Below are 24,340 nucleotides of genomic sequence, written 5' to 3' on the forward strand. Positions count from 1 at the left end.
ACATGCCCGTACAAAGGGAGCGCTTCAGTCATGCCGAACACGAGCGTGCTGCTCGCCGCCGCGGCGGAGACCTCGAAGAACGACGGCCCGGGATGGATCCTGCGCACCGTCCTGATCGTCGGCATCCTCGGCGCCGTGTTCCTCGCGTGGGTCCTGCTGCGCAATTACGGGAAGGACGACCACGACGGCCAGGACGGCCGCGACGACCGGGACTGACCCCGCCCCTTCCCGGCCGGCCCACCCGCCCGCTGACCCGGAGCGGCCCCCGCGGACGGGCGTGCGAACGCCCTCCCGGCGGAGTCGGCGTGAGACACGGGTGAGCTCGCGCATACGATGTGGCGGAAGTCTCTGTCCGACCCCATCCCGGATTGGTTCTGCCGACGATGAGCCTGCACACCACCGCACAGCACCTGGTCACCCTCGCCGAAGGCGGTCACGAGGGGGGCGGGCACGAGAGCCTGAACCCGTTCGTCACGGGTGGCGGCGCCCTGATCGCCCTGCTCCTGCTGCTCTGGATCACCACCCGCTTCAACCGGGACCGCTGAGGGCGGGCACCGGGACCCCGGCACCGCGCAGCGCCCAGTAGGGTCTGCACGCATGGGAGAGCAGACAGGGCCCGTGAAGCGGCGGCTCGGAGTGATGGGCGGGACATTCGACCCGATCCATCACGGACACCTGGTCGCCGCCAGCGAGGTGGCCAGCCAGTTCCACCTCGACGAGGTCATATTCGTCCCGACCGGGCAGCCGTGGCAGAAGAGCCACAAGACGGTGTCGCCGGCCGAGGACCGCTATCTGATGACGGTCATCGCGACCGCGTCCAACCCGCAGTTCTCCGTCAGCCGGATCGACATCGACCGCGGCGGCAAGACGTACACCATCGACACGCTGCGGGAGCTGCACGAACAGCACCGTGACGCGGACCTCTTCTTCATCACCGGCGCCGACGCGCTCGGCCAGATCCTGACCTGGCACGACGCGCCGGAGCTGTTCTCGCTCGCCCACTTCATCGGGGTGACCAGGCCCGGGCACGTACTCGCCGACCCCGGGCTTCCCGAAGGGGCGGTGTCCCTGGTCGAGGTGCCGGCGCTGGCCATCTCCTCGACCGACTGCCGGGCGCGCGTCGCCCAGGGGGACCCGGTCTGGTACCTGGTGCCGGACGGTGTCGTGCGCTACATCGACAAGCGCGACCTGTACCGCGAGGACCTGACCGGCCACGACGGCCGTTGACATCCGCTGCCGACGGCCGCCGACGACGACCGCCGACGGGGCTCACGGAAAGGGGCACCGGTGAACGACCGACACGACCCGTACGTGCCGCGGGACCCGTATGCCCAGGACCAGCAGGGGCAGCCGGGGTACACCTACGACGCCTACGGGCAGCCGGTGTACCCGGAGGCGCCGCAGCAGGCCGCGTATGACCAGTACGGGCAGCCGGTGGGTTACGACCCGTACGGCGCACCGGGCTCGTACGATCCGTACGGCCATCAGCAGCAGAGCGGGCAGCCGGGCGCCGGGCAGCAAGGCCATCAGGACCAGGGCCACCAAGGCCAGGGCTATCAGGCTCAGGGCTATCAGGGTCAGGGCCACCAGGGGTACGGCTACGACCCGTACGGTCAGCAGCAGGTGCCGCAGCAGACGCCCCAGCAGGCGCAGTACCCCCAGCAGTACGACCCGTACGGGCAGCCTCAGCAGTTTCACCAGCCTCAGCAGCCCCAACAGTCCCAGCAGACGCAGCAGCACGGCCTGCCGCAGCAACAAGCACCGCAGCAGACCCAGCAGCAACAGCAACAGCAGGGCTGGATCCCGCAGCAGTCGACGCAGCCCTCGTACGAGCAGGTCTCCTACCAGGAACCGGAGCCCCAGCCCCAGCCGTACGGGCAGACCGGCCAGGAGACCGCCGAGCGGACCCCGCGCGACGGGGCCCCGGGTGCTGCGGGCCGTGCGCCCGGCCAGGGTGCCGCGCCGGGCCCCGGGGGCGCCGCGGACCCGGACTACCGCACCGAGCAGTTCTCGTTCATCGAGGAGCCGACCGAGGACTCCGAGGACGTCATCGACTGGCTCAAGTTCACCGAGAGCCGTACCGAGCGCCGTGAGGAGGCCAAGCGGCGCGGCCGCAGCCGCAAGGTCATGCTGATCGTGCTGCTGGTCCTGCTGCTCCTCGGCGGCGTCGGCTACCTGTGGTGGGCGGGCAAGCTGCCCGGCCTCTCGGGTGCCGAGGCGGGCAAGGAGGCCGGGGGCGCCGGGGAGAAGCGCGATGTGCTCGTCGTGCACCTGAAGGACCCCAAGGGCAACAGCTCCACCGCGCTCCTCGTGGACAACGAGAGCACCCACAAGGGCACCACGGTCCTGCTCCCGAACAGCCTGGCGGTCTCCACCGAGGACGGCGGGTCCACGACGCTGGCCAAGTCGGTCAAGGACCAGGGCATCGACCCCACCAGGGAGGCCCTGAACACGCTCTTCGGCGCCGACATCAAGGCCAGCTGGCGGCTGGACACCCCGTACCTGGAGAACCTGGTCGAGACGACCGGCGGCATCACGCTGGACACCGACGCGACCGTCCCCGGCGCCAAGAAGGGCGACGGCCCCCTCGTCAAGCAGGGCAAGAGCCAGGAGCTGAACGGCCAGGCAGCCGTGGCGTACGCCACGTTCCAGGGGCCCGGCGAACCGCAGACCAAGCAGCTGGAGCGCTTCGGCCAGGTGATGCAGGCCACCCTGAAGAAGGTCTCCAGCGACGCGGACGGCGCCACGGCCACCGTGAAGTCGCTCCTCCAGGTGCTGGACCCGCCGCTCACCGAGGCGGAGCTGGGCAGCTCGCTCGCCCAGCGCGCCGAGCTGGCGAAGGCCGGCTCCTACGGGACCACCCTGCTGCCGGTGCAGCAGGACGGCACGCTCAGCCGGCAGGCGGCGGACGGTGTGGTCAAGGAGGTGCTCGGCGGCACGGTCAAGAAGGCCGACCCCAGCTCGACCCCGAGGGTCGGCGTCCAGAACGCCACCGGCAAGAAGGAAGCGACCGACAAGGCGCGGATCGCCCTGGTCAACGGCGGATACTCGTTCGTCGACGGCGGGACCGCGGCGGCCAGGCCGGCCTCCCAGGTGACGTATGCGGACGCCGCCCAGAAGGCGAAGGCCGAGGAGGCCGCCAAGACGCTGGGGCTGCCGGCCGGCGCGGTCAAGCAGGGCCAGACGGCCTCGAACGCCGACGTGACGGTGGTGCTGGGGCAGGACTACAAGGGCTGACAGGGCCGGGGCACGCCGGGCCGGTGCCCGGCAGGCCGAGGGCGGTCCGGGGCGGCACGGCCCCGGACCGCCCCGCCGCCGGGGCCGTGCCGCACCGGCCGTAAAGCCAGGTGGGAGTGTCGGCGGTCCGTGAGACCCTTGGTGGGTACCCGAGAGTCTGTGTCATGACCCCGGCCAGGCGCCCGCCGCCTGGCCGGGGTCATGACACAGACTCCGACCACCCGTCCCGAAAGCTGGATTGTGACCGCCACCGACCGCTCCATCGAGCTCATCCAGGCCGCTTCGCTGGCGGCCGCCGACAAGCTCGCGCACGACATCATCGCGTACGACGTCAGCGACGTGCTCTCGATCACCGACGCGTTCCTGCTGGCCTCGGCCCCCAACGACCGCCAGGTCAAGTCGATCGTCGACGAGATCGAGGAGCGGCTGAACAAGGAGCTGGGCGCCAAGCCGGTGCGCCGCGAAGGCGACCGCGAGGCCCGCTGGGTGCTGCTCGACTACGTCGACATCGTCGTCCACGTCCAGCACAGCGAAGAGCGCGTCTTCTACGCCCTCGAACGCCTCTGGAAGGACTGCCCCGAGCTGGACCTCCCCGAGGAGGCCAAGGCCACCCGCGGCAAGGCCGCCGCGCACGCCGACGCCACGGCGGCCGAGCAGGACGGAGACCTGAGCTGAACGGCACCGGGAGCGGCCGTGGCCGCCGGATAGTCCTGTGGCGCCACGGCCAGACGGCGTGGAACCTGGAGCACCGCTTCCAGGGCTCCACGGACATCGAGCTGACCGAGGAGGGCGTGGCGCAGGCGCGGCGCGCCGCCCGGCTGCTCGCGGCCCTCGAACCGGACGCGATCATCGCCTCCGATCTGCGCCGGGCCGCCGCCACCGCCCGTGAGCTGGCGGCCGTCACCGGCCTGGAGATCACGCACGACGCGGGGCTGCGCGAGACGTACGCGGGCGCCTGGCAGGGCCTGACCCACCAGGAGATCGTGGCGCGGTACGGCGAGCAGTACGCGGCGTGGAAGCGCGGCGAGCCCGTACGGCGCGGCGGCGGCGAACTGGAGACCGAGGTCGCCGACCGCGCGGCCCCGGTGGTGGAGCGCAGTGCCGACAAGCTGCCGGACGGCGGCACCCTGGTCGTCGTCAGCCACGGCGGCACGATCCGTACGACCATCGGGCGGCTGCTGGGCCTGGAGTCCCACCACTGGGAGGGACTGGGCGGGCTGTCGAACTGCTGCTGGTCCGTACTGGGCGAGGGCGCCCGCGGCTGGCGGCTGATGGAGCACAACGCCGGCACGCTGCCGGAGCCGGTGCTCGGCGACGACGCCTGAGCGGTCCCGCGGCCGGTCCCCATGGACCGGCGGACCGCCTCTCCGGGGGCCCGGAGCGACCGGATTTCACATTTGGGCTGGTCGCAGGCTAGAGTTCTTCTTGTTCGCGGCGCCGCCGGGGAAAACCCCGGAGGAGCGGAACAAGACCCGGGGCTATAGCTCAGTTGGTAGAGCGCCTGCATGGCATGCAGGAGGTCAGGAGTTCAATTCTCCTTAGCTCCACACCTCGGATGATCCCGTCTCCCACTCTGGGAGGCGGGATCATTTCGTGCACGAACGGGCGCACGAACCGGTGCGTAACGGGGTAGACCTTGTCGGGAGCCCGCCCTGCGGGACCGCGCGGCCGGTCCGCGTTCGACGCCGCTCCCTCCGGCGCTCCGGCCGCCGTACGGCGGTGTGCTGGTACAACGGGTACGGCGGCGGGACTGACCCGGTCGGCGGTCCGTGGCAGAATTCGGACGGCGCCGGCAGGGGAGGAGAGAACGCGATGCCCACGAGCATCATGGAGGAGGTCGACGACCTGCTCGATGCGACCGCTCCCGTGCAGAGCGCCGGCCCGCTGTCCGAGGACGCTCCCCGTCCGGCCCACCCCGTCCGTGGCGCGCACGGCACCGGCAGCGCCGTGCTCCAGTGCCCGTCCTGCGGCTCGGCCCATGTGGCGCAGGTGCTGGGCGACAACGGCGGCATCTCGTTCGTCTGCACGGCCTGCGGCCACAGCTGGAGCTGACTGATGGGCGCTCACAGCAGGAAATGCGACTGGTGCGGCAGCGGGACGCCGATCGTCCGGGACATGGAGCCGGTCAACCCCGAGTACCAGTACTGGTGCGAGGAGTGCGCGCGGGCCCTGGTCATAAAAGGCGACCCGATCGAGACGTACCGCGAACTCGACGGGGAACCGATCTACGGGCGCCTGCTCGACGAGCACTGCACACTGAAGCGTTTCTATTCGTTCGCGACCGCCTGAGCGCGGTGCGGGCGGCCGGCGGGGCGGCCGGTGGGGGTGGTGGGCCGGGGAGCCTGCCGAGATGCCACGGCGGGCATCAGTGCGAAATTTTCCGTGGAAGGCGGAACTCCGTTCGAAGGGCGGGGCGTTGAACGCGTGAAGCTGCCGTCGGAGACGGCCGGCGGCACGGGGGAAGCGATACGGGGGTCGCATCGTGAGCGACGTGACGATTCATCCTGTCCGGGAAGCGTCGGTGGACCAGCCGTCCGACGCGCCGCACAAGCGGGAAGCCGCGGCCGGACTGACACCCTTCGTCGACGAGCTGCGCATCCCGCCCGTCCTGCGGCCCGGCCGCAAGGAGGCGTTGCGCGGCATCGACATCGACCAGACCACCACCTGGGTCCGGCTGCACTCCGAGCTCCCGCCGACGAAGGTGTGGGCGTACGAGGGGTACTACCCGGGCCCGACGATCGAGGTGCGTCGTGGCCGGCGGCTCCGCATCAACTGGAACAACCGCCTCACCGGCGGTTATCCGGTCACCGCCGCCGAGGCCAAGCCCTCACAGAGCGCGCCCCGGCCCACCGAGGAGCCGGGCCGCGCGAACAGCACCGTCGTGGAGGGCGTCGCCGACCTGCCGCCCTGGACGGTCACCCACCTGCACGGCGCGGTGACCGGCGGCGGCAACGACGGCTGGTCGGAGAACGCCGTCTCGCCCGGCGACTCCCAGCTCTCGGAGTATCCCAACGACCACCGTGCGACGTGCTGGTGGTACCACGACCACGCCATGGACATCACCCGGTGGAACGTCTTCGCGGGCCTGGCCGGGATGTACCTGATCCGCGACGACGAGGAGGACATGCTGCAACTGCCCTCCGGCAAGCGGGAGATACCGCTCGTCATCCAGGACCGCAACCTCGACACGGACCCGGACGGCCGCCTGACGGGCCGTCTGCTGCACAAGACCCGGATCGTGACCGCGGACAAGGACGGGAAGAACGTCACCCTGCCCTTCACCGGCCCCTACACCCTCGTCAACGGAGTCATCTGGCCCCACGCCGACGTCGCGGCGTGCTGGTACCGCTTCCGCGTGCTGAACGCGGCGAACAGCCGCACCTTCCAGCTCCGGCTGGTGGACGACGCGACGGGCGAGCCGGTGACGGGCGCGGTGTGGCAGATCGGCTCGGACGGCGGCCTGCTGCCGCGGCCGGTCCCGGTGGACGGCCCGCTGCCGATGGCGTCCGCCGAGCGGATGGACCTGCTCATCGACTTCGGCCTGCTGCGCGGGCGCACGCTCCGGCTCGTCAACGACACGCCCGGGGTGGCGTATCCGGACGTGATGCAGTTCCGGGTCGGCACCACGCAGGTGCGCGACCCGTTCGTGCTCCCGCAGGTGATCTCCCCGTCCTTCGAGCGGCTCACCCACGACTCGGCGCCCCACCACGAGCACCGGCTCGTCGTCCTCACCCCGCCCGGCCCGGTCGGCAACTTCCACCCGGAGATGTGGGAGGTGGAGGAGATCCCCGACACGGGCTCGGAGTTCCCCGTCGAAGGAGTCGTCCAGATCCACGGCGCGGACGGAAAGACCCGCACGTACCGCCGTAAGGCCCGGATGTTCGACGACACGCTGGGCCACACGGTCCGGCACGGCGACTGGGAGCAGTGGAGCTTCCTGAACCTGGGCGGTGCCGGCGTCCACCCGATGCACATCCACCTCGTGGACTTCCAGGTCCTGAGCCGCGACCGCTACCCGGCGGACGGTGACCCGGACAGCCCGTACGACAACAAGGTCGGCGGCACCCGCGTCCCGCTCGAATACGGCGGCCCGGTCCCGATATCCCCGGGCGACCAGGGCTGGAAGGACGTCATACAGGTCCCGCCGGGCCAGATGGTCAACGTGCTCGCCCGCTTCCAGGGCGCGACGGGCCGGTTCATGTACCACTGCCATCTGCTGGAGCACGAGGACATGGGCATGATGCGGCCGTTCGTCGTCATGCCGCGCGAGGTGCTGAAGTTCCATCACCACCAGCCGGGCGGACACGGCCACGGCGCGCACTGAGGCGGGGGAGAGGCAGCGCTGAGGCGGGGGCTGGCGCAGGGCCGGGGGCGACGCCCCGGCTCAGCGTTCCGGCGTGGCAGCCTCGGGACCGGCGCCCGGCGTGGCCTCGCCTTACCTTGTGCGCGGCGTGGCCTCGCCCGGCCCTGTGTCCGGCGTGGCCATGCCCTGCCCTGTGCCCGGCAGCGTCCCGGCCTCACCGGCACCGTCCCTCCGCACCAGCACGGCGGTCAGCACCAGGAAGACCAGCCCGGCGATCGGATAGATCCCGGACAGCAGCATCTGGCCGCCGTTCTGGTGCAGTTCCTCATGATGGTGGTAGCGGTGCGGCACGAACCACAGTGCGAACGAACAGAAGAGGAGACCCATCGCCAGCGTCCCCGCCCACCAGCGACGGCCGGCCCGGCTGCCGAAGCCGCCGCGGCCGATCGCCTCCGAGCCGAGCAGGATCAGCATCGGTACGCCCCACACCCAGTGGTGCGACCAGGAGATCGGGCTGACCAGCAGCGCGGTCACGGCACAGGCGACGGCCGCCCAGGCCCGGCGGCCGCCCAGCAGCGCGCCGACCGCGGCGGACAGCCCGAGCACGGCCACGACGGCCGCGGCCGCCAGCCACCACAGGCCGGGGTCGTGGGTGTGCAGCAGCCGGGCCAGCGCGCCGCGCAGCGACTGGTTGGCGGTGATCTCCACCTCGCCGACCCGGTCGGCGGCGAAGATGATCTCCGTCCAGAAGCGGCGGGAGTCGTGCGGCAGGACGAGCGCGGACAGCAGCGCGGTGCCCAGGAAGGTGAGACAGGCCACGGCGGCCTGCCGCAGCCAGGGGTTCCACGCCTGCCGCGGCCCCGCGCCGGCCCGCAGCCGCTGCCAGGCCCGTACGAGCCCGGCCAGCGCGAGGAAGACCGCGAACAGGGCCGGGGTGAGCTTGATACCGGCCGCCAGCCCGATGCCGATCCCGGCCCACCGGTTGCTGTCCTTACGGGTCAGGTCCCACAGGACCAGCACGGCGAGCAGCAGGTTGATCTGCCCGTAGCGCAGCGTCGTCCACATCGGCTCGCACCAGACCAGCAGCGCCGCCACCCCCAGCGCCGCGGCGAGCGGCGGCACCCGCCTCGGCCGCCCCACGAGCCGCAGACCGAGGTGGGCGACGGCGACCAGCAGCAGGAGGTTGCCGAGGGTGGCGAGGGTACGCATCTCCGGCACGCCGACCAGCGTGAGCGGCGTGAACAGCAGCGCGGCGAAGGGCGGATAGGTGTTGGGCAGGTGCGCCGAGGTCGCGACCATGTCGTAGAGGTCCTCGCCGTTGCGGGCGGTCCAGCCCTCGGCGCGGTAGACCATCAGATCGACCATCGTCACGTGCGCCAGCCGCTGCGCGACCCAGAAGGCGGCGAAGGACAGCACACAGCCGACGGCCGCCACCAGCAGCGGACGGCGACGGACGAAGCCCCTCAGCGGGGAGGAACCGCCGGGTGCAGCGGACTGTTCCAGCTCCAGCGCGGACACGGCGTACAGCTCCCCAGGACGAATCGGGCACGGCCCGCCGACAGTACCTCGCCCCCTCGCCCGGGGCCCCAGGACAACCGATTTGGCAGAAGGCGGGGAGGGCCGTGTAATGTAGGCGATGCCGCAGCGGGGAGCCGCAAGGAAAAGAACCGCGGCGGACCACAGCAAGGGGCTATAGCTCAGTTGGTAGAGCGCCTGCATGGCATGCAGGAGGTCAGGAGTTCAATTCTCCTTAGCTCCACAGAAGGATCAACAGTGAGGTGACTCACCGAGATCCACGAGATCCCGTCCGGTCTGAATGACCGGGCGGGATCTTGCGTTTATGGATGCCCGGATGCCGGACTCGTAGGGGTCGGCCGCGGCGAAGTGAGGGGGCGGAGCGCGCCGGGATCAGGGCCGCTTCCGCGGCGGATGGCCGCGTCGTAGTGCCGTCGGTAGTCGCCGATCTCCTTCCGACGGGTGGCGGCCCATCCCCCGAGGGCGACGACGGAGCCCAGCAGTGGCGTCCCGAGTTCCGTCAACGCGTAGCTCCACGCGGGGCGGGACACAGGCATGGACGGTACGGGTCACGAGCCCGTCGCGTTCCAGCTGGCGCAGCGTCAGTGTGAGCATGCGCTGGGAGACGCCGGTCACGGCTCGGTGCAGTTCCCCGAAGCGCAGGGTGCGGTCGCATAGTTGCCCGACGACCAGAATGCTCCATTTGTCACCGATCAGGGCGAGAATCTACAGAACTTCGCGGCACGCCTCCTGACCGACTCGCCGGACCTCTGTCCTCCGGCGTCCCCCTGGTCGGTCAACGGTTACCTCCTTGTGCGTAGCTGACAGAAATGTGCCGTCTTGTCAGGCTCTTCACCGTGACCACGCATGTGGCTACGCACAGAGAGTAAGTATCAGCGCCGGGCGGAATTCCGCGCCCGGTCGCTGCGACCGAAGGGTCAACTGTGACGAAGACACTCGTTGCTGTCGGTGCGGGGCCGGGAGTGGGTATGGGGTGGCCCGCGCGTTCGGCCGGCGCGGCTTCCGGGTCGGGCTGATCGCGCGGACCAGGGCGAAGCTGGATGCGCTGGTCGGGGAACTGGCCGGGCTGGGAGTCACGGCCGCCGCCTTCCCCGCCGACATCCGCGACCGCGACAGCCTGACGGCCGCACGGTCCGCGGCGAGGAGCGCGATGGGGCCGATCGGCGTCCTGGAGTTCGGTCGCGGTCGTCCCGGGCGGTGAGGCCGACCCGGAACTGATCGGCGACCGGTACTACCGCATGTACGAGGAGCGGGACCGCGCCGAATAGGTCATCGGCGACCTGGCGGCCTTCCGGGCCCTGGTCGACAGCGGGCAGGGGCCGCCCGCGACCCACCGGTGACGCACGTGCTCCGTAATGGCCGTGCCGTCCGGTTGCCGGGGCGGTGTGTGGCGGCCTTGCTCAGGTTTTCTCCAAACGCAAGGCGAGGGCGGGGCAGCGGCTGACCGCGCGCTGGGCGCGTTGGTGGAGCCGGGGCGGTAAGGCGGTGTCCGGGAGGAGTGGGTAGCCGTCCGGGTCGAGGCGTACGGCTTCGGGGAGGAGCCTGGCGCACAGGCCGTGTCCTTCGCACAGGGTCCAGTCGACCGCCAACCGGCCCGCGGCAGCCGTCGCGCCCGCAGTACCCGTGCCCGTACCGTCGGCCGCGTCGCCCGTCTCCGGTGCGGGGAGAGGGAGTACAGCGGCGGTCTCCCGGCCGCATCCGCCGCCCAGGGTGTGCGCGGCGAGGTCGTCGGGGAAGGCGTCCAAGGCGGAGAGCATGAACCGCACGGCACCGTCGGGGTGTTTGCAGGCCCCGCGCCCGTGCACGGTCTGCGTGGCGCGCCGTACGCCTTCCAGTGCTTCCTGACCGCCGCCCGCCAACGTGTCCGCCAGCGCGCTCGCCAGGGAAGGCAGGCCCAGGCGGCAAGGCCCGCACTGGCCCGATGACTCAGCGGCGAGCCAGCGCGCTACGAGCAGGGTTTCGCCGAGCGGGCAGGTGCCGACGGGCAGCGGCAGTACCGCGCCCGCGCCGAGCGCTCCGCCAACGGCCGCGAGTGCTTCGCGGGTGACCACCGTTGCGTACGCGGTCGCGGCGGCCAGCCAGGCGCCGTGGTAGCCGCCCACCAGGACGCCGCCGGGGGCCGGGTCGGCGGCACACACCTGGAGGACGTACGGAAGCGGCACCCCGCTCGGTGCCTCGACGACGGCGGGGGAGGGCACCGCGCCGGACACGGTCAGGAGCAGGGTGCCGGGTTCGTGGGGCGCCCCGGTCGCGGCGTACCGGTCGGCGCCCGTCCGGGCCGCGACGGCGAGCTGCGCGAACGTCTCGGCGTTGGAGAAGAGCGTGGGCGCGCCGCCGAGCCCGGACTCCGCGGCCCGCACCCGCCGCCCCGGCGGCAGCGCCGGTCCGCCTTCCGCGGCCCGGATCAGCGCGGACGCCTCGCCGGAGACGAGCCGTTCCGGTACGCGGACGAGCCGGGCGCGCAGCGACCGCCCGCGCCGCCGGTCGCTCAGGCCGCGCTCGGCCAGCGCGTCCCGCACCGACCGCTCGGCCGCGTCCTTGGTCACACCCACCACCAGCGTGCGGGCGCCGAGCGCGTCGGCGGCGAGCAGCGCGCCGTCCAGGACGAGGTGCGGCGCGCGGCACAGCAGGACGGTGTCCTTGCGGCACGCGGGCTCGCCCTCGCAGCCGTTGACGACGACCGCGGGCCGGACGCCCGAGCGCCGCGCGTGGTGGGCCACCGCCTCCAGCTTCCGTACGAGGGGGAAGCCCGCGCCGCCACGACCGCGCAACGCGATGGCGCCGGCCAGCTCGGCCAGCCGGTCCGCCGACAGGGACGGCGGCGAGCCGTGGACGAGCAGGTGGGCCCGGCGGTCGAGGCGCTCGCCCTCGTCGAAGCCCGCGGTCAGCCGGGGCGGACCGATGGCCTGGACGGGCGGGACGTCGGGCAGCGGGCCGGTCATGATCGGCTCCTGCCGTGCGAGGCGGGCCGGGCGGGGACGGGGTGGAGCGCGTGCCGGCCGTACGGCGGTGAGGAGTCAGGTGGCGAGGTATCCGGATATGAGGGGACAGGTGGCGGGGAATCCGGATAGGGGGAGTACGGCGGTGGGGCGTCCGGGGACGAGGGGTGCGAGTACGGGTACGTAGGAGGTGGCGGTGGTGGCGCGGCGTCGGCGGTACGGGCGCGCAGGCGGGCCCGTAGGACGTGCGGGAGGAAGGCGCGCGCCAGGAGGGCGGCGGCGACCGCCGCCAGGCACAGCGCGTACCCCGTGGTGACCCACCCGGAGGGGGCGCGACCGGTCTTCAGGCCGTGGACGAGCGCCAGGCACCAGGCCGGGTACGCGCAGGCGTGCAGGGCGCGCCAGCGTTCCGAGGCCCGGCCGCGGCCGGCGAAGGCGCTGCGGAGCGCGCCGGTCGCGGCGGCCAGCGCCATCAGGTAGCCGGCCACGGCGCCGAAGCCGATCAGTGCGGAAGCGCCGGCGGGCGTCCTGGTGAACGGCAGCAGCGCGTTCAGTACGTACGCGTGCCCTTCGGCGACCTTGACCGCGACGTGCAGGGCCAGGAAGCCGAGCGAGGCGGTGCCCAGGGCCCGGTGGACGCCCTGGGCGAGCAGCCGGCTGCGGGGCAGCAGGACCGTACGGCCCGCGGCGACCAGCCCCCAGACGACGGCGGCCGTGAGGGAGACGAGCGTCAGCACACCGCCGGTGAAGTCGACGAAGCCGCGCAGCGGGTCGGTCCCGGAGAGCAGGAGGAGAGCGAGAGCGGCGACGGCTCCGGCGGCGGCCGCGGGACGGCGGCGCAGTCGGGGGCGGCGCGGGACCGGGACCGGGCCTGTCGCCGGGCCTGTCATCGGGCCCGGAGGGGCGGTGTGGCGCGGGCCGTCCCGGGGGCCGTGACGGCGCGGGCGCGGGCCGGGGGACGGGCGGGACAGGCCCGGGAGGCCGTCCGGAAGGCGGAGCGGGAGGCGGACCGGGAGGCGAGGTAAGCCAGGGGGCCGCGGGCCGGCGGCGACGCGGCTCTTGCGGTGGGGACGCATGCGGGAAAAGTAGGGCGGTGCGAGGCCCGGGCGGCGGGCTTTCCGTAAGCGGCGTGCTGCGGGGCGGCGCGCTGCTACCGTCGGGTGCCGGGTTTGTTCGAAAGAGCCGGGCCGTGTGCCGCCCGGTGCCGCCAGGCGGTGCTTCGCGCGCTTCCGCCCACCCCGGAAGCCCCCGCCCGTAAGCGCGTGCCCCTTCCCCGGTTGGACGGCTCCCAGCGGGCCCGGCGGCCCCTGCGGTACCCTGACGCCATGCGTGCCGTACGCCTTCTGCTTAGCGGGCCGCGCTGATCAGTACCGACCGGTGAGCTTCCGGTCGGCATCGGCGCGGCGTCCCCTCCTGTGCGAGGGGTCTTTTTGTTTCCGCAAAAGTCGCACTTTTTCGCAGTAGCCGCAGGCAGAGACGACCGATGGAGCTTTGAGGACGATGACCGAGACGACTTCGGCTGCCGAGGTGGCAGCGCCGCACCGCTACACGGCAGCGCTGGCCGCCGACATCGAGGCGCGCTGGCAGGACTTCTGGGAGGCGGAGGGCACGTACGAGGCCCCGAACCCGAAGGGCGACCTGGCGGGCGACCCGGAGCTGGTGGCCAAGCCCAGGAAGTTCATCATGGACATGTTCCCGTACCCCTCGGGTGCGGGCCTGCACGTGGGCCACCCGCTCGGCTTCATCGCGACCGACGTGTACGGCCGCCACCTGCGCATGACCGGCCACAACGTGCTGCACACCCTGGGCTTCGACGCCTTCGGCCTGCCCGCCGAGCAGTACGCCGTGCAGACCGGCACGCACCCGCGCGTCTCCACCGAGGCCAACATCGTCAACATGCGGCGCCAGCTGCGCCGGCTGGGCCTGGGCCACGACCCGCGCCGCTCCGTCGAGACGATCGACCCGGACTACTACAAGTGGACCCAGTGGATCTTCGTCCAGGTCTTCAACTCCTGGTACGACGCCGACGCGAAGAAGGCGCGCCCCATCGCCGAGCTGGTGGCGCAGTTCGAGGCCGGAGAGCGTACGACGCCGGACGGGCGCCCCTGGAACGCGCTGAGCGCCGCCGAGCGCGCCGAGATCCTGGGCGAGTACCGCCTGGCGTACGCCTCGGACGCGCCGGTCAACTGGTGCCCCGGCCTGGGCACCGTGCTGGCCAATGAGGAGGTCACCGCCGAGGGCCGCTCCGAGCGCGGGAACTACCCGGTCTTCAAGGCCAAGCTGCGCCAGTGGAACATGCGCATCACCGCCTACGCCGACCGCCTGCTGGAGGACCTGGACGGGCTGGACTGGCCGGACGCGATCAAGCTCCAGCAGCGCAACTGGATCGGCCGCTCCGAGGGCGCGCGGGTGGACTTCCCCGTCGGCGACGAGAAGATCACCGTCTTCACCACCCGGCAGGACACCCTGTTCGGTGCCACCTACATGGTGCTGGCGCCCGAGCACGAGCTGGTCTCCGGCGAGCAGTCGATCGTCCCGGACGCCTGGCCCGAGGGCACCCACGAGGTCTGGACCGGCGGGTACGGCACCCCGGCCGAGGCCGTCGCCGCGTACCGCAAGCAGGCCGCGGCCAAGTCGGACGTCGAGCGACAGGCCGAGGCCAAGGACAAGACCGGCGTCTTCACCGGCGCGTACGCGACCAACCCGGTCAGCGGCGAGCGCGTCCCGGTCTTCATCGCCGACTACGTGCTGATGGGCTACGGAACCGGCGCGATCATGGCGGTCCCGGCGCACGACAGCCGTGACTTCGCCTTCGCGCGCGCCTTCGAGCTGCCCATGCGCTGCGTCGTGGAGCCGTCGGACGGCCGTGACCAGGACCCCGCCACCTGGGACGACGCCTTCGACTCGTACGAGGCGAAGATCGTCAACTCGGCGGGCGCCGACATCGCGCTGGACGGCCTGACCGTCCCGGACGCCAAGATCAAGATCACCGAGTGGCTGGCCGCCGCCGGCATCGGCGAGGGCACCGTCAACTTCCGGCTGCGCGACTGGCTGTTCAGCCGCCAGCGCTACTGGGGCGAGCCGTTCCCGATCGTCTACGACGAGGACGGCGTCGCGCACGCGCTGCCCGAGTCGATGCTGCCGCTGGAGCTGCCCGAGGTCGACGACTACTCGCCGCGCACCTTCGACCCGGACGACGCCGACACCCAGCCCGAGACCCCGCTGTCCCGCAACGAGGACTGGGTCAACGTCGAGCTGGACCTGGGCGACGGCCCGAAGAAGTACCGCCGCGAGACCAACACCATGCCCAACTGGGCCGGTTCCTGCTGGTACGAGCTGCGCTACACCGACCCGCGCAACGACACCGCGCTGGTCGACCCGGAGATCGAGCAGTACTGGATGGGCCCGCGCGAGGGGCAGCCGCACGGCGGCGTCGACCTGTACGTGGGTGGCCAGGAGCACGCCGTACTGCACCTGCTGTACGCGCGGTTCTGGTCGAAGGTGCTGCACGACCTGGGGCACATCGCGTCCTCCGAGCCGTTCCACAAGCTGTACAACCAGGGCATGATCCAGGCGTTCGTCTACCGGGACGGCCGCGGCATCGCCGTACCCGCCGCCGAGGTGGAGGAGCGCGACGGCGCGTACTACTACCAGGGCGAGAAGGTCAGCCGCGTCCTGGGCAAGATGGGCAAGTCCCTGAAGAACGCCGTCACGCCCGACGAGATCTGCGGGGAGTACGGGGCGGACACCCTGCGCCTGTACGAGATGGCGATGGGCCCCCTGGACGTCTCGCGTCCGTGGGACACCCGCGCCGTGGTCGGCCAGTACCGCCTGCTGCAGCGGCTGTGGCGCAACGTCGTGGACGAGGCGACCGGTGAGGCCACCGTCGTCGACGCCGAGCCGGACGAGGACACGCTGCGCGCGCTGCACAAGGCGATCGACGGCGTCGGCCAGGACATGGCCAACCTGCGCTTCAACACCGCCATCGCCAAGGTGACGGAGCTGAACAACCACCTGACCAAGGCGGGCGGCCCGGTCGCGCGCTCGGTGGCCGAGCGCCTGGTGCTGCTGGTCGCGCCGCTGGCCCCGCACATCGCCGAGGAACTGTGGCGCAAGCTGGGCCACACCGACTCGGTCGTCCACCAGGACTTCCCCGTCGCCGACCCGGCCTACGTGGTCGACGAGACCGTGACCTGCGTCGTGCAGATCAAGGGCAAGGTCAAGGCGCGCCTGGAGGTCTCGCCGTCCGTCTCGGACGCGGACCTGGAGGCGGCGGCGCTGGCGGACCCGGCGGTCGTGGCGGCGCTGGGCGGCGCGGGCATCCGCAAGGTGATCGTGCGGGCGCCGAAGCTGGTGAACATCGTTCCCGCGTGAGGGGCTGATTCCGTTGCCGGAGCCCTTCGGGGCGTGGCCGGATCCGGACGGTCGCCGGGCTCTTCGGGGCGTGGCTAAGGGATGACCACTACGGGCAGGTTGGGGGTTCGAAGGGAACCCCCGGCCTGCCCGTGGCGTTTACGGTGGAAGAGCCGGGACCCCGGCGCCTCCGCCCACCGTGCCGTCGCCATCGAGGAGTAACCATGGAAGCCGTCGCCGCGATCTTCGGGCTCCTCTTCCTGCTGTTCGTCGCGGCCGGTGTCTTCGTCACGGTCAAGGCCGTCAAGGCGGCCAAGCGCGGGGTGGACCGCGGGGTGGCACAGGCGCGCCGGACCGTCGAGGACACCACCCTCAGGGCCCGTCAGTTCACCCAGCCCGGTGTGGCCGGTGAGCTGGCCCAGCTGCGGCTCTCGCTGCGTACGTCCATGCGGGCCACCCAGGACGCGCTGCACACCGGCGCCGAGCAGGACACCTCGCTGACCGAGGCGCTGGGCCTCTTCGAGCGGCTCAGCGCCCACGGCCACGAGCTGGACGACGAGCTCAAGCGGCTGGAGCGGGAGCCCGCCAAGGCCGGCATCGCGGCCCGGCTGCCCGAGCTGCGCGAGCGGCTGGAGCGCATCACGCACTCCGCGGAGTCGCTGCGGTGGGCAGCCCGGGACCGCGCACGGCAGTTCGCCGACGACGACCTCGCCGCGCTCGGCGAGCAGATCGACATGGAGGCCGGAGCCCTGCGGCATTGGTCGAAGGAGCCGCTGGAGGACCGCATCGAGGCGTCCGGAGGCGCGTCGGCGGCCGCCGGGGCGGGGGCGCCCGGGGGAGCGGCCGGGACTTCTTCGGAAGAGGCGGCGGCAGGGCGGAAGTCCTGGAGGGCCGCCGAGGACGAGACTCCCGCCATCACGGCCCGTGACCCGCGTACGCAGCCCACGTACGCATGGCAGAAGGCGCCGCGTACGGAGCGGACGACCTGAGGGCGCAGGGGCGGGCGGCGGGTCCTTGATGCCGGCCGGGCTGGTGACGTCGATGACGACCGGATCGGTGATGCCGGGCGGGTCCCGACGCCGACGGGGCCGGTGAGGCTCGGCGGGCTCCCGAGGCCAGGCTGGCTGCTGTGGCCGGGCCGGTGACGTCGGCCGGGCCGGTGGGCGCGGGGCAGGCCGGTGGGCGCGGGTGAGGCCGACGGTTCCGCGCGCACCGGGCGGGCCGATCACGTCGGCCGAGGCGAGCGACCGGCAGCCGCCGCCGGGCGTCTTCCTCCCGGTCCGGCCGGTGCCGGCGGATCTTGGCAGGGGCCCGCACTGTCGGCCTCCGGGATCCCCGGATAACCTCCCAGTCATGTCCCGCCATGTCGCGATCGTCACCGATTCAACGGCCTACCTGCCGCGGGCGGCACTGCGGCGCCACCGGATCACGGCGGTACCGCTCACCGTCGTCCTCGGCGACCAGGCCCTGGAGGAGGGCACCGAGATTTCGGCGAGATCGGTCGCCCAGGCCCTGCAGAAGCGCAAGTACGTGACGACATCGCGGCCGAGCCCCGAGGACTTCGCGTCCACCTACCGGGCCATCGCCGAGGCGGGGGCCGAGAGCATCGTCTCGCTCCACCTGTCCTCGGAGTTCTCCGGCACGTACGACGCGGCGGTACTGGCTGCCGCCGCGGCCCCCGTACCGGTGCGGGTCGTGGACACCGGCATGGTCGCCATGGCGCTCGGCTTCTGCGCCCTGGCGGCGGCCGAGGCCGCGGAGTCCGGCGGCAGCCTGGACGAGGCGGTGGCCGCGGCCGAGAAGCGCGCCGAGCAGACGTCCGCCTACTTCTACGTCGACACCCTCGACTACCTGCGGCGGGGCGGCCGGATCGGAGCGGCGCAGGCGCTCCTCGGCTCGGCCCTCGCGGTAAAGCCTTTGCTCCAGCTCGCCGACGGGCGGATCGACCTACTGGAGAAGGTCCGTACGGCTTCGAAGGCGATCGCCCGGCTGGAGGAGATCGCCGTGGAGCGGGCCGGGGAGGCACAGGTGGACATCGCCGTGCATCATCTCGCGGCGGCCGAACGGGCGGACGCGCTCGCGGAACGGCTGCGCGAGCGGGTGCCCGGGCTGGCCGAGCTGCACGTGAGCGAGGTGGGAGCGGTGATCGGGGCGCACACGGGGCCGGGGCTGCTGGGGGCTGTGGTCTCGCCGCGTTAGCGCGGAAGCCCTCCTTCGGGTGACGCGGTTATCCACAACGAGCCGGTTGTCCCCGGAATTTGACGGCGCGCAGCGGGATCGGCGCGAAGTGCCTAACGTTCGTGGGCATGACGCCACAATCACTCTCTGTAACTGCATCGTCAGGTCGGTCCGCTAGTGGCCCTGGTCCAGACGTCGGCTCCCGTCCGGGCTCCGGCCCGGGTTTTGACCCGGGTTTCGGCCCCGGCTCGCACTTCGGCTTCGGGCCCGACCCTGGCACCGGCTTCGACCCTGGCACCGGCTTCGACCCTGGCACCGGCTTCGATCCGGGCCCCGGCTTCGACCCTGGCCCCGGTTCCGGGGCCGAGCTCGGCCTGGCCTCCCGGTCCGACTTCGCTCCGGATCGCGGCACCGACGCCCCGCCCTCCCGCCGGAGGGCCGTGCGTGACGCGGTGCACGGGCGGGCCGCCCGGCGTGCGGAGACCGTTGCTGCGGTACGTACGCGGGCCGCGGGCCTCTTCCGGGGCCCACCCGGCCCGGACCGGCGCGCGAGCCCCGCGCAACCGGGCGGCAGCCCACCGCCCTCGGGCAATCCGCCACCTCCGGGCAGCCCGCCGACTCCGAGCCTCCCGGAAAGCCCTGCCGCCGCAGATGCTCCAGGCATCACAGACGCCACTAGCACCACAGAAGGCCCAAGAGCCCGAGACACCACAGGCGCACCAGCCGCTGACGACCTGACCGACGACCGGCCCCAGGGCCCCCGCGAAGGCGCGCGTCCGGACCGTGCCGCCCGGCTGGCGCTCACCGTGCGGGAGCGGCTGCCGCTGTGGGTGCAGTCGCGATGCGCGATCGCCCCGAGAGCGCTGGCTGCTCTGGCCGTGGTGTTCGCGGTGGCGGTGGCCTTCGCGGCCCATCACTTCTGGGCGTCCCGGCCCGAGCCCGTCCGGGCACCGGCCGCCGCCCGGGCCCCGGCGCTGTCGCCCCCGGCCCCGGCGCCCACACCGCAGCCACAGGTGGCGGCGCCGCCACCGGGAGGCGCGCCGCCGACCGTCGCGGGGCGGCTCCTCGTGGTCGACGTGGTCGGGAAGGTGCACCGTCCCGGCATCCACCGGCTGCCGCAGGGAGCCCGCGTCGCCGACGCGCTGCGCGCGGCGGGCGGGGCGCTGGACGGTGCGAACACCCGAGGACTGAACCGGGCCCGGCTGCTGGTCGACGGCGAGCAGATCGCCGTGGACACCCCAGGGGCCGTGCCGGGCGCGGGCCCCGGAGCGGCCACGGGAGCTGGGGCCGGAGCGGCTTCCGGGGCGGGCACCGGCGGTGGTACGGCGTCCGGAAGCGCCGGCGTGTCCGGTGGGACGGGCGCCGGAGCCGCTCCCGTCAGCCTGAACTCCGCGACCGCGGAACAGCTCGACGGCCTCCCCGGCGTCGGCCCCGTCCTGGCCCGGCACATCATCGAGTACCGCACCGCGCACGGCGGCTTCACCTCCGTGGAACAGCTCCGCGAAGTGAACGGCATCGGCGACCGCCGCTTCGCCGACCTGCGGCCGCTGGTCCAGCCATGACCCCGTACCCCACCACACCGCCTCATCTGCCTCCACCGCCCCAGCCGCCCCCACCATCCCAGGCCTCCGACCTCCACACCGCACCCGGCACCGTCTCCGCCCGAACGGCCGACCCGGCGGCCGCCCGCTCCGCCGTCCACGCGGCGGCGTCCTCCCCCTACGGCGCCGCCGACCCCCGCCGGCCGGACGAAGCCGTCGATCTTCGACTGGCCGGGCCCGCGGCGGCCGCGTGGGGCGCGGCGGCACTGGCCCTGGGGTGGTCCGGCGGCTCGGTGGCGGCGGCGTGTGCCGTGGCCGCGGTGCTGGCGGCGATCGTGGTCGTCATCGCGGTCCGCCGGCCCCGGCGGCCGGCCACCGGGGCCTTGGTCGCCCTCGCCGCGGTGCTGCTGGGCGCGGTCGCCGGAGCCGCGTCCGCCGCACTGCATGCGGCGGACGTACGGCGCGGTCCGCTGCCGGAGCTGGCGCGGCGGCACGCCCCGGTCACAGCCGAGGTGGAGCTGACCGGCGATCCGCGGCTGACCCGCCCACGGGTGAGCGGCGCCCGCCAAGCGCCGCCCGCCGTCGTGTTCACCGGGGACGCCCTCCGCGTCACCGCGCCGGACGGTTCGGTGACCGCCACCCGTACCCCCGTACTGGTCGTCGTGCACCGCACGAAGCACCTCGCCGACTGGCAGGGCCTCCTGCCCTCGACACGCGTGCGTGTCGCGGCCCGCGCGGCGCCGCCCCTCCGGCCGTCCGACCGGGCCGCAGCCGCCCTACAGGTCACCACGGGAACAGGACCTCACGTGGTGGGCGCCCCCGACGCCTTGCAGCGACTCGCCGGTGACCTGCGGGCCGGGCTCCGGGAGGCCAGTGACGACCTGAGCCCCGACGCCCGCGCCCTCCTGCCGGGCCTGGTGGTCGGTGACACCGCGCGTGTCCCGCCCGACCTCGACGACGCCTTCCGCACCACCGACCTGACCCACCTGCTCGCCGTCTCCGGCAGCAACCTGACCATCCTGCTCGTCCTGCTCATCGGCCCGCCCCACCTCGCCGTACGGGCCGAACGCCGCGGCCTGGCGCCGCTCCTGGGTCTCTCGCTGCGCACCACCGCCCTCATCGGCGGATCGATCGCCCTCGCCTTCGTGATCGTCTGCCGCCCCGACCCCAGCGTGCTGCGCGCCGCCGCCTGCGGACTGATCACCCTGCTCGCCATCGGGACGGGGCGCCGCCGTTCGCTCGTCCCCGCGCTCGCCGCCGCCGTCCTGGCCCTTGTGCTCTACGACCCCTGGCTCGCCCGCAGTTACGGCTTCCTGCTGTCCGTACTGGCCACCGGCGCCCTGCTCATCCTCGCCCCTCGCTGGAGCGCGGCCCTGCGACGCCGCCGCGTGCCGCCCCGCCTCGCCGAGGTGCTCGCCGCGGCGGCCGCGGCGCAGGCGGCCTGCGCACCCGTCGTCGTGGTGCTCGCCGCACGCGTCGGTCTCGTCGCCGTCCCCTGCAACCTGCTGGCCGAGCTCGCCGTCGCCCCGGCCACCGTCCTGGGGTTCGCGGCGCTCGCCACCGCACCGTTCGCGCCGCCCCTGGCCCATGCCCTGGCCTGGTGCGCGAGCTGGCCGACCGAGTGGATCGCCGGTGTGGCCCGTACGGGGGCGGGCCTGCCCGGCGCGGAGGTGGACTGGCCGGGCGGGTGGGCCGGCGCGGTGTCGCTGGCCGCCGTGACGGTGGCGTTCGTCCTGGTGGGACGGCGGTTGTCACGCCGGCCCTGGCTGTGTGTCCTCGGTGTCCTGGCACTGCTCGTCGCGGTGCTGCGGCCGGTCCCGGTCACCCGCGTCATCACCGGCTGGCCGCCTCCCGGCTGGCGAGCGGTGGTGTGTGACGTGGGCCAGGGCGACGGCCTGGTGTTCACGGCGGGGGAGGACACCGCCGTGGTCGTGGACACCGGCCCGGAGCCGGACGCCATCGACCGCTGCCTGACCGACCTGGGCGTACGCCGTATCGCGCTGCTCGTCCTCACCCACTTCCACGCCGACCACGTCAGCGGGCTGCCCGGCGCCTTGCGCGGGCGCTCGGTCGGCGCCATCGAGACCACGACTCTGCCCGAGCCACCCGGCCAGGCCGCCTTCGTGCAGCGCACCGCGGCGGCCGCAGGCGTGCCGGTGATCGGCTCCACGCCGGGGGAGCGGCGCAGCATCGGTCCGCTCAGCTGGGAGGTCCTGTGGCCACCCGGCACCGGCCCCGGCCAGCCCTTCCCCGGGCCCGCCTCACGTGCCGTCGAAGGCCCCAACGACGCCAGCGTCACGCTGCTGCTGCGCACCGCCGGACTGGACTTCCTCCTCCTGGGCGACCTCGAACCGGTCGCGCAGCAAGCGTTGTCGACCGCGCGCCCCGACCTGGGAGCCGTGGACGTCCTCAAGGTCGCGCACCACGGCTCCGCTTATCAAGATCCGCAGCTGATACGCCGCCTGGCGCCGCGCGTCGCCCTGATCAGCTGCGGCACCGGCAACCCGTACGGCCATCCGGCGCCGCGCACCGTCGAGTCGCTGCGCTCCCGAGGGGCCCGGGTGCTGCGTACGGACACCGACGGCGCCATCGCGGTACTGGGCGGCAGGGACCGGCTGACCACCACCGTCAGGGGCCGCAGGCGGAGCCCGGCGTGCCCGCCAGGTCGGCGCAGGGCACGTGCTCGTACTTGCGCAGGATGTTCTTCGCCGTGTCGGAGTCCATGAACGCCCGGAACTTCGCGGCGAGCGAGCCCGCCTCGGGCTGCCCGTACGTGTAGAGGTACTCCACCGTCCAGAAGGGATAACTACGTTGACCAGCCCACTCGATGTCGGGCTCACGCCCGTTCAGCCGGACGCGGGTCACCCGCGGGTTCTTGGCCGCCGCGTACACCTCCGCGTACCCGATCGCACCCGGCACGCGGCCGACCGTGTCCAGCAGGCTGCCGGTGCCGTTCACCTCGCAGCGCGTGACGCGGGCCGTCGCGTCACGGTCCTTGCCGCTGCAGTCGTACGACGACACCGTGCCCGGCTCCGAGCCGCGCAGCACGGTCGTCTCGAACGCCCGCCGGGTGCCGGACGTCGCGTCCCGGCCGACGATACGGACCGGCAGGTCGCTGCCGCCGAGCTGCTTCCAGTTGGTGTACCGGCCGTCGTAGATGCCGCGCAGCTGCCCGGAAGTGAGGTTGTCGACGCCGGTCCGGCCGTTGACGACCATGCCGAGCAGGATGACGCCGACCCGACGGCCCGCCAGCTTCCGGTAGATGGCGGGCGCAGCGACGTCCGACACCGCCAGGTACGCCGGCCCGCCGGCCGGCGCGGACCTCCCCGCCCGGTTGAGCCGCCCCAGCCCGGACAGGCTGCCGCTCTCCGCCACCTCGATCTCGGCTCCCCGGCAGCGCGCCGCGTACTGCCGGGCGATCTCCCGCATCGGCGGTGCGAAGGCGCTGGAGCCGTCGACGGTCAGCCGCCCGGTCGCGCACTCCGCACTCGCCACCACCGCCGGCCCGTTGAGCAGCAGCCCGCCCAGCAGGCCGACCAGGATGACGCAGACGCCGCCGAGGCCGAGGCTCAGTTTGCGCGGTCCCCAGCGCTGCGCGTTGCGCCGGATCCGCCCGCCGCTGATGAACCCGCCGACGACGACCTCGCCCGGCCGGCCGCCGTCCGCGCCCCCGGCACGGCTGCGCTGCGCCCCGTCCCCACCCCTGTCTCCGTCCCCGCCCCTGTCCCCGGTTCCGTCCTCCGCCGACAACAGGACCAGCAGCTTGAAGTGGTTGCGCTTGTTCAGCGGCACCTTGGGTATGACGAGCCGGCCACCGTCGTACCGCAGACCGCCGCCGTTACGGGTGAGCATCCCGACCAGGTCCGGCGGGTTGGTGTCCGGCACCTCCACCCCGATGACCGTGCGCCCGGTGAACTCGGCCGTCAGCGGCTCCTGGTAGTCCTGCCGCACGATGTCCTTGCCGCCGTCGTTCTCGAACCGCAGCAGCGCCAGGGTGGCGTCGGTGATCTCCTGGTCCTGCCTGAGCAGCCGCAGCTGTACCAGGCTGTGGGCGTCCCGCGGGTTCATGCCGATCGCGGTGTCCATCTGGACGCGGTAACCGATGCGCTTGCGGCCCGGCAGGAACCGCTCGACGGCCCAGAGCACGGCCGTGGCGACGAGCCCCGCCGCGGCGAGGAGCGTCTCGGTGTCCGGCAGGGTCACGACTACCTCGCACGGCTGATCGGATGGCGGAATGCCTGCAATGTAGGGAC

The 24,340-nt window shown here is 73.0% G+C and carries 20 protein-coding genes and 2 tRNA genes; 17 read left to right on the top strand and 5 right to left on the bottom strand.

Annotated elements, in window-relative coordinates; translation table 11 throughout:
• Nucleotides 1–30 precede the first annotated feature (30 nt).
• The 10 genes from JXZ78_RS37670 to phsA all read left to right on the top strand — a co-directional run bounded on the left by JXZ78_RS37670 (nt 31) and on the right by phsA (nt 7,561).
• Nucleotides 31–216, top strand: a complete 186-nt coding sequence (locus JXZ78_RS37670) for a hypothetical protein (RefSeq protein WP_030020516.1) — start codon at nt 31–33, stop codon at nt 214–216.
• Nucleotides 217–383: 167 nt separating this feature from the next.
• Complete coding sequence (locus JXZ78_RS37675; RefSeq protein ID WP_030020515.1) at nt 384–545, top strand: hypothetical protein; 162 nt, start codon at nt 384–386, stop codon at nt 543–545.
• A 52-nt stretch (nt 546–597) separates the two neighbouring features.
• A complete protein-coding gene (gene nadD, locus JXZ78_RS37680) occupies nt 598–1,227 on the top strand; it encodes a nicotinate-nucleotide adenylyltransferase (RefSeq protein WP_050502535.1) in 630 nt (209 codons plus the stop codon).
• Between the two features lie 60 nt (nt 1,228–1,287).
• Nucleotides 1,288–3,237, top strand: a complete 1,950-nt coding sequence (locus JXZ78_RS37685) for an LCP family protein (RefSeq protein ID WP_030020513.1) — start codon at nt 1,288–1,290, stop codon at nt 3,235–3,237.
• Nucleotides 3,238–3,477: 240 nt separating this feature from the next.
• Nucleotides 3,478–3,912 (top strand): ribosome silencing factor, encoded by a 435-nt coding sequence (gene rsfS, locus JXZ78_RS37690; RefSeq protein ID WP_030020512.1) that lies wholly within the window; start codon nt 3,478–3,480, stop codon nt 3,910–3,912.
• Entirely contained in the window at nt 3,909–4,562 is a 654-nt protein-coding gene (locus JXZ78_RS37695) for a histidine phosphatase family protein (RefSeq protein WP_030020605.1), read from the top strand. Before rsfS ends, JXZ78_RS37695 begins: the two co-directional genes overlap by 4 nt.
• A 149-nt stretch (nt 4,563–4,711) precedes the next feature.
• A tRNA-Ala gene (locus JXZ78_RS37700) sits at nt 4,712–4,784 on the top strand.
• 265 nt (nt 4,785–5,049) lie between these two features.
• The gene (locus tag JXZ78_RS37705) at nt 5,050–5,289 is read left to right on the top strand and encodes a hypothetical protein (RefSeq protein ID WP_030020511.1); all 240 of its coding nucleotides are present in this window, start codon (nt 5,050–5,052) and stop codon (nt 5,287–5,289) included.
• A gap of 3 nt (nt 5,290–5,292) precedes the next feature.
• Entirely contained in the window at nt 5,293–5,526 is a 234-nt protein-coding gene (locus JXZ78_RS37710) for a hypothetical protein (protein WP_030020510.1), read from the top strand.
• A gap of 193 nt (nt 5,527–5,719) precedes the next feature.
• Nucleotides 5,720–7,561, top strand: a complete 1,842-nt coding sequence (gene phsA, locus JXZ78_RS37715; RefSeq protein ID WP_030022999.1) for an O-aminophenol oxidase PhsA — start codon at nt 5,720–5,722, stop codon at nt 7,559–7,561.
• Nucleotides 7,562–7,672: 111 nt separating this feature from the next.
• Here phsA and JXZ78_RS37720 read toward each other — a convergent pair whose 3' ends face one another.
• On the bottom strand, nt 7,673–9,058 hold the full coding sequence (locus JXZ78_RS37720) for a glycosyltransferase 87 family protein (protein WP_063726151.1): 1,386 nt from the start codon (nt 9,056–9,058) through the stop codon (nt 7,673–7,675).
• Between the two features lie 168 nt (nt 9,059–9,226).
• On the opposite strand from JXZ78_RS37720, the gene JXZ78_RS37725 reads away from it, so the two are divergent.
• Nucleotides 9,227–9,299 (top strand) — tRNA-Ala (locus JXZ78_RS37725).
• Between the two features lie 149 nt (nt 9,300–9,448).
• Here JXZ78_RS37725 and JXZ78_RS37730 read toward each other — a convergent pair.
• On the bottom strand, nt 9,449–9,781 hold the full coding sequence (locus JXZ78_RS37730; protein ID WP_308281077.1) for a winged helix-turn-helix transcriptional regulator: 333 nt from the start codon (nt 9,779–9,781) through the stop codon (nt 9,449–9,451).
• 268 nt (nt 9,782–10,049) lie between these two features.
• Between JXZ78_RS37730 and JXZ78_RS40925 the strand changes: the two genes are divergently transcribed.
• Complete coding sequence (locus JXZ78_RS40925; RefSeq protein WP_030023001.1) at nt 10,050–10,277, top strand: SDR family NAD(P)-dependent oxidoreductase; 228 nt, start codon at nt 10,050–10,052, stop codon at nt 10,275–10,277.
• Between the two features lie 199 nt (nt 10,278–10,476).
• Here JXZ78_RS40925 and JXZ78_RS37740 read toward each other — a convergent pair whose 3' ends face one another.
• Both JXZ78_RS37740 and JXZ78_RS37745 read right to left on the bottom strand, forming a co-directional pair.
• Nucleotides 10,477–12,018 (bottom strand): NADH-quinone oxidoreductase subunit NuoF family protein, encoded by a 1,542-nt coding sequence (locus JXZ78_RS37740; protein WP_030023002.1) that lies wholly within the window; start codon nt 12,016–12,018, stop codon nt 10,477–10,479.
• Nucleotides 12,015–12,905: a hypothetical protein gene (locus JXZ78_RS37745; RefSeq protein ID WP_050502847.1), complete on the bottom strand. Its 891-nt coding sequence runs from the start codon at nt 12,903–12,905 to the stop codon at nt 12,015–12,017. The genes JXZ78_RS37740 and JXZ78_RS37745 overlap by 4 nt, the downstream gene beginning before the upstream one ends.
• A gap of 610 nt (nt 12,906–13,515) precedes the next feature.
• On the opposite strand from JXZ78_RS37745, the gene leuS reads away from it, so the two are divergent.
• The 5 genes from leuS (at nt 13,516) to JXZ78_RS37770 (ending at nt 22,813) form a co-directional block, all read left to right on the top strand.
• On the top strand, nt 13,516–16,389 hold the full coding sequence (gene leuS / locus JXZ78_RS37750; protein ID WP_030023004.1) for a leucine--tRNA ligase: 2,874 nt from the start codon (nt 13,516–13,518) through the stop codon (nt 16,387–16,389).
• Nucleotides 16,390–16,592: 203 nt separating this feature from the next.
• Nucleotides 16,593–17,357 carry a hypothetical protein gene (locus tag JXZ78_RS37755; protein WP_030023005.1) on the top strand — a complete coding sequence of 255 codons (765 nt, stop codon included), beginning with the start codon at nt 16,593–16,595 and terminating at the stop codon, nt 17,355–17,357.
• Nucleotides 17,358–17,721: 364 nt separating this feature from the next.
• Nucleotides 17,722–18,567: a DegV family protein gene (locus JXZ78_RS37760; RefSeq protein ID WP_030023006.1), complete on the top strand. Its 846-nt coding sequence runs from the start codon at nt 17,722–17,724 to the stop codon at nt 18,565–18,567.
• A 785-nt stretch (nt 18,568–19,352) separates the two neighbouring features.
• Nucleotides 19,353–20,108: a ComEA family DNA-binding protein gene (locus tag JXZ78_RS37765; protein WP_308281076.1), complete on the top strand. Its 756-nt coding sequence runs from the start codon at nt 19,353–19,355 to the stop codon at nt 20,106–20,108.
• Nucleotides 20,105–22,813 (top strand): ComEC/Rec2 family competence protein, encoded by a 2,709-nt coding sequence (locus JXZ78_RS37770; protein WP_030023008.1) that lies wholly within the window; start codon nt 20,105–20,107, stop codon nt 22,811–22,813. Before JXZ78_RS37765 ends, JXZ78_RS37770 begins: the two co-directional genes overlap by 4 nt.
• Here the strand turns inward: JXZ78_RS37770 and JXZ78_RS37775 are convergent.
• The gene (locus JXZ78_RS37775; protein ID WP_050502851.1) at nt 22,716–24,290 is read right to left on the bottom strand and encodes a PstS family phosphate ABC transporter substrate-binding protein; all 1,575 of its coding nucleotides are present in this window, start codon (nt 24,288–24,290) and stop codon (nt 22,716–22,718) included. The two genes, JXZ78_RS37770 and JXZ78_RS37775, sit on opposite strands and share 98 nt — an antisense overlap.
• Nucleotides 24,291–24,340 lie beyond the last annotated feature (50 nt).

The organism is Streptomyces monomycini, assembly GCF_022271435.1.
Classification (GTDB): Bacteria; Actinomycetota; Actinomycetes; order Streptomycetales; family Streptomycetaceae; genus Streptomyces; species Streptomyces monomycini.